This is a genomic window from Pseudomonas sp. Irchel s3h17 (genome assembly GCF_900187505.1).
GTDB lineage: Bacteria > Pseudomonadota > Gammaproteobacteria > Pseudomonadales > Pseudomonadaceae > Aquipseudomonas.
The window spans coordinates 25,569-37,527 of record NZ_FYDL01000014.1 but is presented as its reverse complement, the minus strand read 5'-3'; the positions used below and the strand labels follow the sequence as shown (position 1 = coordinate 37,527).

General features: G+C 60.9%; 11 protein-coding genes. 5 read left to right on the top strand and 6 right to left on the bottom strand.

Annotation, left to right across the window (positions count from 1 at the left end):
- Positions 1 to 22: 22 nt before the first annotated feature.
- The 5 genes from CKW25_RS20055 to CKW25_RS20035 all read right to left on the bottom strand — a co-directional run bounded on the left by CKW25_RS20055 (position 23) and on the right by CKW25_RS20035 (position 4,119).
- The gene (locus CKW25_RS20055) at positions 23 to 340 is read right to left on the bottom strand and encodes a DUF2388 domain-containing protein (RefSeq protein ID WP_095081845.1); all 318 of its coding nucleotides are present in this window, start codon (positions 338 to 340) and stop codon (positions 23 to 25) included.
- A gap of 66 nt (positions 341 to 406) precedes the next feature.
- Positions 407 to 856: an NfeD family protein gene (locus tag CKW25_RS20050; RefSeq protein WP_095081844.1), complete on the bottom strand. Its 450-nt coding sequence runs from the start codon at positions 854 to 856 to the stop codon at positions 407 to 409.
- A gap of 10 nt (positions 857 to 866) precedes the next feature.
- Entirely contained in the window at positions 867 to 1,787 is a 921-nt protein-coding gene (locus tag CKW25_RS20045; RefSeq protein WP_095081842.1) for an SPFH domain-containing protein, read from the bottom strand.
- A gap of 70 nt (positions 1,788 to 1,857) precedes the next feature.
- The gene (locus CKW25_RS20040; RefSeq protein ID WP_095081841.1) at positions 1,858 to 3,639 is read right to left on the bottom strand and encodes a GspE/PulE family protein; all 1,782 of its coding nucleotides are present in this window, start codon (positions 3,637 to 3,639) and stop codon (positions 1,858 to 1,860) included.
- Between the two features lie 141 nt (positions 3,640 to 3,780).
- Entirely contained in the window at positions 3,781 to 4,119 is a 339-nt protein-coding gene (locus CKW25_RS20035) for a hypothetical protein (protein ID WP_095081840.1), read from the bottom strand.
- Positions 4,120 to 4,244: 125 nt separating this feature from the next.
- Between CKW25_RS20035 and CKW25_RS20030 the strand changes: the two genes are divergently transcribed.
- Entirely contained in the window at positions 4,245 to 4,715 is a 471-nt protein-coding gene (locus CKW25_RS20030; protein ID WP_095081839.1) for an Lrp/AsnC family transcriptional regulator, read from the top strand.
- Positions 4,716 to 4,767: 52 nt separating this feature from the next.
- Here the strand turns inward: CKW25_RS20030 and CKW25_RS20025 are convergent, their stop codons facing one another.
- Positions 4,768 to 6,135: an inorganic triphosphatase gene (locus CKW25_RS20025; protein WP_095081837.1), complete on the bottom strand. Its 1,368-nt coding sequence runs from the start codon at positions 6,133 to 6,135 to the stop codon at positions 4,768 to 4,770.
- A gap of 156 nt (positions 6,136 to 6,291) precedes the next feature.
- Between CKW25_RS20025 and argE the strand changes: the two genes are divergently transcribed.
- The 4 genes from argE to CKW25_RS20005 all read left to right on the top strand — a co-directional run bounded on the left by argE (position 6,292) and on the right by CKW25_RS20005 (position 11,658).
- The gene (argE, locus tag CKW25_RS20020) at positions 6,292 to 7,440 is read left to right on the top strand and encodes an acetylornithine deacetylase (RefSeq protein WP_095081836.1); all 1,149 of its coding nucleotides are present in this window, start codon (positions 6,292 to 6,294) and stop codon (positions 7,438 to 7,440) included.
- 133 nt (positions 7,441 to 7,573) lie between these two features.
- Positions 7,574 to 8,872 (top strand): amino-acid N-acetyltransferase, encoded by a 1,299-nt coding sequence (gene argA / locus CKW25_RS20015; protein ID WP_095081835.1) that lies wholly within the window; start codon positions 7,574 to 7,576, stop codon positions 8,870 to 8,872.
- Between the two features lie 496 nt (positions 8,873 to 9,368).
- Complete coding sequence (locus CKW25_RS20010) at positions 9,369 to 10,736, top strand: OprD family porin (RefSeq protein WP_095081833.1); 1,368 nt, start codon at positions 9,369 to 9,371, stop codon at positions 10,734 to 10,736.
- 283 nt (positions 10,737 to 11,019) lie between these two features.
- Positions 11,020 to 11,658, top strand: coding sequence for a peroxiredoxin (locus CKW25_RS20005; RefSeq protein ID WP_095081832.1), 639 nt, complete (start codon positions 11,020 to 11,022; stop codon positions 11,656 to 11,658).
- Positions 11,659 to 11,959 lie beyond the last annotated feature (301 nt).

Genomic DNA, 11,959 nt, shown 5'->3' with positions numbered 1-11,959 from the left:
CATTCTGTATTGCATCAATGAATCACTGTTGTGCGACGGCGCTCTTCGCCAGGATCGCGTTGGCCAACTCCATGTCGGTGGCCTTCAGGCCCGGGTTGTCGGCGCGGACTTTCTGCATCGCGGACTCCAGGAACGGCCCGCGAATGTTGCCGTCACTGGCGACAAAGCTGCCGGCATCGTCCTGGGCGGCGACGATCATCTTGTGATCCTTGAAGGTCAGGTAGGTGGACGCAGTGGTCGCACCGGAGGAAATGACTTCCTGCCAGAAGCTATCAGCCATTGCAGACCCTGCAGACAGGGACAGCATGGCGAGGGTGGCAGTGGCCAGTTTGAAACGCATGGGGTGACTCCAGTTTGGGTTAACTGGCGGCTTTGATTGCAGTTACCCCAAACGAGTTCCGTGCCTTCAATCGGCGTGTTCAACCTTGAGCATCACCCCCTCCAGACCCACCACCCGAACCCTGGTGCCTGTGGGTGAATCAGGCCCCTTGGCGATCCAGACACCATCTGCCACCTTGATCTTGCCGCGGCCGTCGACGATCGCCTCATGCACCACAAAGACGTTGCCGACCAACTCCTGTCCGCGCAGGTTGAGGTGGGGTTGATCGCTGACCCGAACCACACTGTGCTGGCGGCGCCACCAGTACAGGGCGGTCAGGATCGACAGCACGCCGAACAGCAGGAGCTGCAATTCCCAGGACAGCTGGGGCATGACAAAGGTCAGCACACCCACTGCCGCTGCGGCGAGCCCGATCCACAGCAGGTAACCGCCGGCACCGAACACTTCCAGGATCAGCAGGAGCGTACCCAGCGCCAGCCAGTCCCAATACGACAGGTGTTGTAGAAATGCCCACATAACGCGTGCCTCAGGCCTTTTTGCTGTCGAACGTGGCTTTGACGATCTCGCCGATACCACCTATCGCGCCAATCATCTGGCTGGCTTCGAGCGGCATCAGGATCACTTTGCTGTTGTTGGCCGAGGCCAGTTGGCCCAGGGCATCGATGTACTTCTGTGCGACGAAGTAGTTCACCGCCTGCACGTTGCCGGTGGCAATCGCTTCGGACACCACCCGGGTCGCCTTGGCTTCCGCTTCGGCCTGACGTTCACGGGCCTCGGACTCCAGGAACGCTGCCTGACGGCTGCCTTCGGCTTCGAGGATCTGCGCCTGCTTCTTGCCCTCGGCGGTCAGGATGGCCGAGGCTCGCAGGCCTTCGGCTTCGAGGATTTGCGCGCGCTTGATCCGCTCGGCTTTCATCTGCCCGGACATTGCCGCCATCAGGTCGGCGGGCGGGCTGATGTCCTTGATCTCGATCCGGGTAATCTTGATACCCCACGGTGCGGTGGCTTCGTCGACCGTGCGCAGCAGTCGTTCGTTGATGGCGTCACGCTGACTGAGCATCGCATCCAGCTCCATCGAGCCGAGCACGGTACGGATGTTGGTTTGCAGCAGGTTGCGTACCGCATGTTCGAGGTTGTTCACCTCATAGGCGGCCTGCGCGGTATTGACCACCTGGAAGAAGCACACGGCATCGATCTGCACCGTGGCGTTGTCGGCGGTGATGACTTCCTGCGGCGGGATGTCCAGCACGCTCTCCATCATGTTGATCTTGCGCCCGATGCGGTCCATCACCGGGATGATGACGTTCAGGCCGGGGTTGAGGGTGGTGGTGTAGCGGCCGAATCGTTCGACCGTCCATTGATAGCCCTGGGGCACAACCTTGAAGCCCATGAGCAGGATGGCGACCACCAGGGCGAGGAACAGCAAAAGTACACTGCCGATCTGCATGAAAAGTCCTTGTTCAAGTCAATGAAGGGGTAGGCCTGAGTGTAGCGGCGTGATGGCCAGTTGGGACCTATTACTTCTGTTCACTTTGTTGCGTTACCCGCAGCACTTCTTCAACCGTCGTCAGCCCCGCCGCCACTTTCTGCGCACCGGACAGCCGCAGGCTGCGCATGCCGTCCTGATACGCCTGGCGACGGATGGCCAGTAGGTCGGTGTCTGGGGTGATCAGGGCTTTGAGGGCGTCGGTCAGTGGCATGATTTCGTAGACCCCGGCGCGGCCGTGATAGCCGGTATCGCGGCATTCCGGGCAGCCGACGGCGCGCTGGGCGTTGCTGGGCAAGGGCGCTTGCCAGGGGCGCGTCAGAGTGTGCCAGTCGTCTTCGGTGAGGCTCAAGGGGGCCTTGCAGTGCGGGCATAAGGTTCGCACCAGGCGTTGGGCCATGACCCCGAGCACGGTGGCCTTGATCAGGTAGTGCGGTATGCCCAGCTCCAGCAGGCGGCTGATGGCGCCCGGGGCGTCATTGGTGTGCAGGGTCGAGAGCACCAGGTGGCCGGTGAGTGCCGCCTGTATGGCCATCTCAGCGGTTTCCAGGTCACGGATCTCGCCAATCATGATGATGTCCGGATCCTGCCGCATCAGGGCGCGCACGCCACTGGCAAAGGTCAGGTCAATGTTGTGCTGGACCTGCATCTGATTGAACGCAGGTTCCACCATCTCGATCGGGTCCTCGATGGTGCACAGGTTGACCTCTGGCGTCGCGAGTTTCTTCAGGGTGGTGTAGAGCGTGGTGGTCTTGCCTGAGCCGGTGGGGCCGGTGACCAGAATGATGCCGTTGGGCTGGCGAGTCATGTCCTGCCAGCGGCGCAGGTCGTCGACGGAAAACCCCAGTTGGTCGAAATCCTTGAGCAGCACCTGTGGGTCGAAGATCCGCATGACCAGCTTTTCCCCGAAGGCGGTGGGCAGTGTCGACAGCCGCAGTTCCACTTCACCGCCGTCCGGGGTCCTGGTCTTGACCCGGCCGTCCTGGGGTTTGCGTTTCTCGGCGACATTCATTCGCCCCAGGCTTTTCAGGCGGCTGACCATGGCCACGGTGACCTGTGGCGGGAACTGATAGACGTTATGCAGTACACCGTCGATGCGAAAGCGCACGGTACCTTGCTCGCGCCGGGGCTCGATGTGGATATCGCTGGCGCGTTGGCCGAACGCGTACTGGAACAGCCAGTCGACGATGTTGACGATGTGCGCATCGTTGGCGTCCGGCTCCTGGTCGCTGGCGCCGAGCTTGAGCAGCTGTTCGAAGTTGCCCAGGCTGTTGGCCTGCTGGTCGGCGTGGCTGGCGCCACTGACCGATTTGGCCAGGCGATAAAATTCCACGCAATAGCGCTGGATGTCGGTCGGGCTCGCCACCACGCGTTTGATCGGGCGCTGCAGCACGTGCACCAGGTCGGCTTCCCAACCGCGTACATAAGGCTGTGCGCTGGCGACCACCACGGCGTCGCGGTCGATGGCGACGGCCAGAATCTTGTGCCGTTGGGCAAAGGCGTAGGACATCAGCGGGGTGATGTGCGCGACGTTGATTTTCAGCGGGTCGATGCGCAGGTACGGCTGGCCGGCCTGTTGCGACAGCCACAGGGTCAGGCTTTCCAGGTCCAGGCGCTTGCCGGGGCGGTGCAGGTCGTCGAAGTGTTGGCTGGCGAGGAATTCCAGCGGGTGCAGTTGGCTGTTGGCGGCGTTGCGCCGAGCGCCGAGCGCCTGTTCGGCGGTGTCCTGGCTGATGAAACCCTGGGCGACCAGGTCGCGCAGCAGGTCATTGAGATCCAGCCAGCGATCCTGAGTGGCGAGTTGAACGGACATCCGGACTCCTTAGAGAAACGATCCTGCACCTGGGGTGTAGAGAGGTGTGTCTCTGACCACGGATTGCCAAGAATAGTCCCCGTCGGTACCGACCGTTCGGCCGCTGCCCAAGCAAGCATTGCGGGATTTTGCCGGCGTGTTTCAGCCCGCGGCCTGCACGGGCTGCGCCCAGTGTGTGTCGGCCGCTTGCAGGTCTACCGAGCACACACTGATCAGGTTACGCAGTTTTTCCGCGATCACCTGGGCGCGGTGCCAGCTCAAGCCATCCATGACGATATCGAGTGCCAGCAGGTCGTCCCGGCGCTCTACGTTGACCGCTTGTGGCACCAGGAACTGCAGCGCAAACAGGTTCAATGCCCGGCACAGCAGGTCCGGTTCGGCTTCGGCGAGCAATTGGTAGTGCACGCGGCAATGGGCGTTGTTGACGTTCCAGACGTCGGCACGGGGGGAGCAAGGGCTGACGGCTTCGAGCGGGGGCATGGTCGTTCTCCAGATCAATGGAGAAATTTTTACATTCGGTGCCGGGTATTTCTTATCTATGATGGGCGTTATTGCTGATTTATAGAATTGTTCGATTCGTCCGTCACTGATTTTAAGGTTTTTTTATGCATAGCGAGCTGGATACGTACGACCGCAAGATTCTGGCACTGCTGCAAGAGGACGCTTCGCTGTCCAGCGCGCAGATTGCCGAGCAGGTCGGGCTATCGCAATCGCCGTGCTGGCGGCGCATCCAGCGGATGAAGGACGAGGGTGTGATTCGCGGGCAGGTAACCTTGCTCGACCGCAAGAAAATCGGCCTCAACACGCAGATCTTCGCCGAGGTCAAACTCAACGCCCACGGGCGTTCGAACTTCACCGAGTTCACCGATGCGATACGCGGTTTTCCGGAAGTGCTGGAGTGTTATGTGCTGATGGGGGCGGTGGATTTTCTGCTGCGGATCGTGACGGCGGATATCGAGGCCTATGAGCGCTTCTTCTTCGAGAAGCTGTCGATGGTGCCGGGGATCCAGGAGGTCAACTCGATCGTGGCCCTGTCCGAAATCAAGTCCACGACGAGTCTGCCGGTAGTGCGTTGATTGCTTTTATGGCGAGGGAGCTGGCTCCCTCGCCACAGGTGGTGTTGATTGATTACAGACGCAACAAGGTCTTCCACGCGCGGTTCTGGTACACAGCAATCGCCTGCTGCTTGCGGGCATCGAGGACCTCGTCGGTGATCGACTCGTTGGCCAGGTGCGCCAGCTTGTTCAGTTCACCGTACAGGCGGTCCATTTCCGGGATGTCCAGCACGCCACGGGCGTGGTGCAGCCAGGCCTGGATGCGCTCGATGCGTGGCAGTTGCTCGGCCAGGTCTTCCGGCTGTTGCTGGTAGCGTTGCAGTTGCAGCGAGGTCGCTTCTTCGCCCAGCAGGCGTGGCAGCCAGTTGCCCAGTTGCGCGGCGCCCTGGCGATTGCCACGGGTGTTGCGGTCGGTCGTCCAGGTGCGGGCCAGCAACCAGCGCGAGGCGTTCAGCGAGAACTGGCCCCAGCGTGGGTCTTCGAGCTCTTCGAGGAACTGCTCCGGCGCGGCCTTGCGCACGTCTTCATCGTCCATGCCGGCTTGAACCAGCGGACGCCAGTCTTCGAGCAGGGCATCCAGTGCGACACGCAAGTCGTGGGTCGACTGGCGCGGTGCCGCCTGGCCGAGGCTGGCGATCAACGCGCGCAGTTCGGCGAGGTGCTCCACCCAGTCCAGCAGCAGGCGCCAGTGGCCATTGAAGCGATATTGCTCGGCCAGACGCTGGCTGCTGCCCAGCAAGTGCCAGCTCAGGGCGGCGAAGGCGTCGTCCAGTGGCATCTCGAAACTCAGTTCCGGCGCCGGCAAGCTCAGCGAGTAGCTGTTGGCGTCGAACAGGCGATAACCGCGTTCGGCCTTGCTGATGTCACACGGCATCAGCGCCAGGGTCGCGGCCAGCTCGGCGGCCAGTTCCAGCAACGCCGCCGGCTCGCCTTCGCGCAGTTCCAGTTCCAGCTCGCAGATCTCTTCCTTCTGCTTGCCCGCCACCACGTGGCCCAGGTCCAGAGCGGCTTCGATGACGACTTTGGCCTTGCCACGGCCCCATGCAATTTCAGCGTATTCGCGCACGAAATCGGTGGTGAAGATCGGCTTGAGGGTCTTTTTGTCCAGTTCGGCCAGTTCTTCAGGCCAGCATTCGCCGTCCAGTTTCTTCACGTCGAGCTTGGCTTTGGGCAGGTTCCAGTTGTGCTCGTTCCGCTCGGACAGGCCGGCGACACTCTGGCCGCGGGTCTTGAGGGTCTGAATCACTTCTTCGCCGTCACGGCGCAGGCGCAGGGCAACCTTGGCCAGGGCCAGGTCACGCTCTGGCGTGTCGAAGTACTGGTTCATCAACTCACGGCGTTCCCAGCCACTTTTGTTGCGTTTCTTCAGTAATGGATGCTCGCGCAGGGCGGCGAGGGTTTCGCGGCTGACGCGGAGTTTGATTTCGGTTTCTTTCTGCATGGCCGGAAAATCCAGGATCGGGAGCGCAGCCGGGGGAATGTGTGGCTGCCAAGGCCGTGCAGTGTACAGCACTCACCCGGCCTACGCGCCGCGACGGTTTATTCCGGTCACCGGATGGTTCTATGATGGACTTCACTTCGGGAGTTGGAGTCAGCGATGCCTTTGCCGTCCATGAAAGACCAGTTCGCTGCACTGATCGCCACGCCGTCCGTCAGTTGCACCCAAGCCCATCTGGACCAATCCAACCGTCCGGTCATCGATCTGCTGGCCACCTGGCTCGGTGACCTGGGTTTTACCTGTGAGATCCAGCAGGTCAGCCCCGGAAAATTCAACTTGCTCGCCAGCTTCGGTTCCGGCCCGGGCGGCCTGGTGCTGGCCGGGCACAGCGACACCGTGCCATTCGATGGCGCCCTGTGGCAGACCGACCCACTGAAACTGACCGAAGTCGACGGGCGCTGGATCGGCCTGGGCAGCTGTGACATGAAGGGCTTTTTCGCCCTCGCCATCGAAGCCGTGCTGCCCTTGCTGGATAAACCGTTCAAACAACCGCTGATGATTCTCGCCACCTGTGACGAGGAAAGCTCGATGTCCGGTGCCCGGGCCCTGGCGGCGGCCGGCAGGCCGTTGGGCAGGGCGGCGGTGATCGGCGAGCCGACGGGGCTCAAGCCGATCCGCCTGCACAAGGGCGTGATGATGGAACGTATCGACATCCTTGGCCAAAGCGGCCATTCCTCTGACCCCAGGCTGGGCCACAGCGCGCTGGAGGCCATGCACGATGCAATGGGTGAGTTGCGTGGATTGCGCTTGCTCTGGCAACGCGAGTTCAATAACCCGCAATTCGGCGTGCCACAACCGACGCTGAACTTCGGCTGCATCCACGGCGGCGACAATCCGAACCGGATCTGCGGTCAGTGCTCGCTGGAGTTCGACCTGCGACCGTTGCCGGGCATGGACCCGCAGGCGTTGCGTGCGGCTATCCGGCAGAAGCTTGAGCCGATTGCCGAGCGCCACCAGGTGAAGATCGACTACGCGCCGCTGTTCCCCGAAGTGCCGCCATTCGAGCAGTCCGAAGACAGCGAATTGGTGCGGGTGGCCGAACGATTGACCGGCCACAGTGCCGAAGCAGTGGCGTTCGGCACCGAAGCGCCTTATCTTCAGCGCCTTGGCTGCGAAACCGTGGTGCTGGGCCCGGGCGATATCGCCTGCGCTCACCAGCCGGGAGAATTCCTTGAAATGTCACGTTTGCAGCCTACCGTGCATCTATTACGTCAACTGATCGAACATTACTGCCTGGTCCCGGCTTAATCCCGGGGCAATCCACCCGTATTCATGAGGAGCGCGCGCGTGTCGCCAAACCTGTTCCGACGATAACCATCAGCCCGCTGTGCGTCTTGCTTCGTCTTTTTTTCGGCTGCTATTTATTACAGGTGCAGGTGTTATGCCCGAATACGTCAACTGGCTTCGTCACGCGTCCCCTTACATCAACGCTCACCGCGATTGCACGTTCGTCGTCATGCTGCCTGGCGACGGCGTCGAGCATCCGAACTTTGGCAACATCGTCCACGACCTGGTGCTGCTGCACAGCCTGGGGGTGCGGCTGGTGCTGGTCCACGGTTCGCGCCCGCAAATCGAAACCCGCCTCGCCGCGCGCGGCCTGACCCCGCACTACCACCACGGGATGCGCATCACCGATGCCGCCACCCTGGAGTGCGTGATCGATGCGGTGGGTCAACTGCGGATTGCCATCGAAGCCCGCCTGTCGATGGACATGGCGTCCTCACCGATGCAGGGTTCGCGCCTGCGGGTGGCGAGCGGCAATCTGGTCACGGCACGGCCGATTGGCGTGCTGGAAGGCGTCGATTATCACCACACCGGTGAAGTGCGCCGGGTCGACCGCAAGGGCATCAACCGCCTGCTGGACGAACGCTCCATCGTACTGCTGTCGCCGTTGGGCTACTCGCCCACCGGGGAAATCTTCAACCTGGCCTGCGAAGACGTCGCCACCCGCGCCGCCATTGACCTGGGGGCCGACAAATTGCTGCTGTTTGGCGCCGAGAGGGGCCTGATCGACGAGAGCGGACGCCTGGTCCGCGAGCTGCGTCCGCAACAGGTGCCGGCCCACTTGCAGCGCCTGGGCGCCAACTATCAGGCCGAACTGCTGGATGCCGCCGCCGAAGCCTGCCGGGGCGGTGTTGGCCGTAGCCACATTGTCAGTTATGCCGAAAACGGTGCGCTGCTGACCGAGCTGTTCACCCGTGACGGCGGCGGTACGCTGGTGGCCCAGGAGCAATTCGAATTGCTGCGCGAGGCGGCCATCGAAGACGTTGGCGGTTTGCTGGATCTGATCAGTCCGCTGGAAGAGCAGGGGATTCTGGTGCGCCGCTCGCGTGAAGTGCTGGAGCGCGAAATCGAGCAGTTCAGCGTGGTCGAGCGTGAAGGGATGATCATTGCCTGTGCGGCGCTGTACCAGATCGCCGATTCGGACGCCGGTGAACTGGCCTGCCTGGCCGTGAACCCGGAATACCGTCACGGTCGTCGCGGCGATGAACTGTTGGAACGGATCGAAAGCCGGGCTCGCGCCCAAGGGCTCAAAACCCTGTTTGTCCTCACCACGCGCACCGCGCACTGGTTCCGCGAGCGCGGCTTTGTGCCGAGCACCGTAGAGCGCCTGCCATCGGCGCGGGCCTCGCTGTACAACTACCAGCGCAATTCGAAGATCTTCGAAAAAGCCCTCTGAACGGATCGCTGCAGCCTTCGCCTTTGCCTCAAGGGTGAAGGCTGGCGGCGTTCGTTCGTCTGGATGTCAGAAAAGTACGAATCGATACATAAACCGTAACAATTGCCCCGGAAGATGCGCGCTCGGCAAACGGGCGTCGCTTTTTTGATCGGCCTTGACGAATATCAATGACAGATTTCATCAAACGATCTAAAAAAACATAAACAAATACCATTTAGGAATTAATTGGATTGCCGATACCCTGCATCCGGTTTGCTTGAGATGGATTTGTATATTTCCGAATCGCATGAAAAACTACGAAATAATTCTTTTTAGGTTTATGGAAAACTCATTAACCTGAACGGACCCAATGAGTGCGGTTAGACCATGGTCGTAGACACACCTTGTTACGATTGACTTGGCAGTCACGGTCTGGCGCTAATCGCGCAGCTGTGGATCCGGGGCGTTAGACCCTGGACCAAAGAAACACAAAAATTAGAAACGAGAGGAGTGAAACATGAACAAGTCCACCTTGGCCCTGGCTGTGGCCGTAGGGGTTGTCGCGCAGCAGGCAGGCGCCGCCGGTTTTATCGAAGACAGCAAGGCCACCCTGGGGCTGCGTAACTTCTACATCAACACCGATAACCGCGATAGCAGCACCAAAGCTGCCGGTGCACAGAACAAGAACGAAGAGTGGGGCCAAGGCTTCGATCTGCGTTTCACCTCGGGTTACACCCAAGGCACCGTTGGTTTTGGTCTTGATGCCATCGGCCTGCTGGGCGTGAAACTGGATTCCGGTGGTGGCACCAACGGCGCGACCGCTACCTCGTACGGCGGTACCGTGTTCCCGAGCAAGTCCAACGGTGAAGCCGTTGATAACTTCTCGAGCCTGGGCCTGACAGCCAAAGCCAAGATTTCCCAGACCGAACTGAAGCTCGGCACCCTGCAGCCGAAACTGCCGGTGATCGTGACCAACGACGGTCGCCTGCTGCCGCAAACCTTCCAGGGCGGCCAGATCAGCACCAACGACATCAAGGACCTGACCCTGATCGGTGGCCAGATCGAGCACGCCAAAGGCCGTAACTCCAGCAACAACGAAGAGCTGTCCATCGCGGGCGCCAACAGCCCTACCGCTTCGGGCCGCGACAGCAACAAGTTCATCTACGGCGGCGGTGACTACAAGATCACCAAGGACCTGACCGCGCAGTACTACTACGGCAACCTGGAAGACTTCTACAAGCAACACTTCCTGGGCCTGGTGCACAACTGGTCGATCGGTCCGGGCGTATTGAAGTCGGACTTGCGTTACTTCAACAGCGGCGATGACGGTGCCAACGGCCATGATCCGGCCTACTACACCACCGGTGACTACGGCACGGGCATCACCAAGGGCAAGGTTGACAACAACCTGTTCAGCGGCCTGTTCCTGTACAGCGTTTCCGGCCACACCTTCGGTGGCGGTTACCAGGTCAGCAACGGCGACAGCGATTTCCCTTGGCTGAACCAGGGTGATGGCTCGTCGGCTTACCTGACCACTGACTCGCAAATCTCCAAGTTCGCCCGTGCCGGAGAGCGTACCTGGCAAGCTCGCTACGCCTATGACTTCGCCAAACTGGGTGCACCCGGCCTGACCGCCGGTGTGGTCTACCTGCGTGGTGACAATATCGACACCTCGGGTAAGGTGGGTACCACCCAGACCAAGGTCAACGCCACTGGCGCGAGCGAGTGGGAACGTGACCTGACCGTGGCGTACGTGATTCCGCAAGGTCCGCTGAAAAACCTGGGCCTGGCCTGGAAGAACGCGATGTGGCGCAACGACATCCCGGGTCAACGCGACCAGGATGAAAACCGCCTGATCGTCAGCTACTCGATTCCGCTGTTGTAACAGCGCGCTTCTCCAGCTGTAAAAAAGCCCCGCCAGGCGTGAGCCTGGCGGGGCTTTTGTGTTTCAGAAAGGTCTACCCCCGTAGACCCTCCCTTGCTTCCCTCTCTACAGCAACTCAGGCCTTCTCGAACCTGGGGCGCAGCGTGGCCGTTGCACGCGGGCGCGTCCAATGAATAGATTTTTAATATCTCCATATGATCTAAGCAGATAGTTATTTATTCTTTTTAGTGTATTGGAACACCGGGCACAGTAGGTTCATCACGCACTGACCAGGAGCAGCACCATGAGCCTCAGACTGGGCGACATCGCCCCCGATTTCGAACAGGATTCCAGCGCCGGTACCATTCGTTTCCACGAGTGGCTGGGCGACAGCTGGGGCGTGCTGTTTTCCCATCCGGCGGACTTCACCCCGGTGTGCACCACGGAGCTGGGGTTTACCGCCAGGCTCAAGGAAGACTTCGCCCGGCGTGGGGTCAAGGCCATTGCGTTGTCGGTCGACCCGGTGGACTCGCACCACCGATGGATTGAAGACATCAACGAAACCCAGGACACCCTGGTCAATTTCCCGATCCTCGCCGATGCCGACCGCAAGGTGTCTGACCTCTACGACCTGATCCATCCGAATGCCAACGACACCCTGACCGTGCGTTCGCTGTTCGTCATCGATCCGAGCAAAAAGGTCCGGCTGACCATCACCTATCCGGCCAGTACCGGACGCAACTTCCACGAGATCCTGCGGGTGATCGACTCTCTGCAACTCACCGACCACTACAAGGTGGCCACGCCGGCCAACTGGCAGGACGGTGACGAGGTGGTGATCGTGCCGTCGCTCAAGGATGAAGACGAAATCAACAGACGCTTCCCCAAAGGCTATCGCGCCGTGAAGCCTTACCTGCGCCTGACGCCACAGCCCAACCGGTAGTTCATTAGCGGGATGCTGTCTTGACCGCATGGCTTGTTCTCACCACGTAGGACAGCACCGTACACCGTGGCGAGCGAGCTTGCTCGCGCTGGGGTGCGAAGCGCCCCCAACAAGGCCCCGCAGGCTTTCAGACAAAGCCCGGTGATCGATTTTGGGCTGCTGCGCACCCCAGCGCGAGCAAGCTCGCTCGCCACGGGAAGCGCTCTGCATGTGCGTACGCACACATTGTTTGGCCTGCCCGCGATGGCGACTTTCAAGGCACCACGGGATCCAGAGTGAACCAATTCACAAAGCAGGGGTT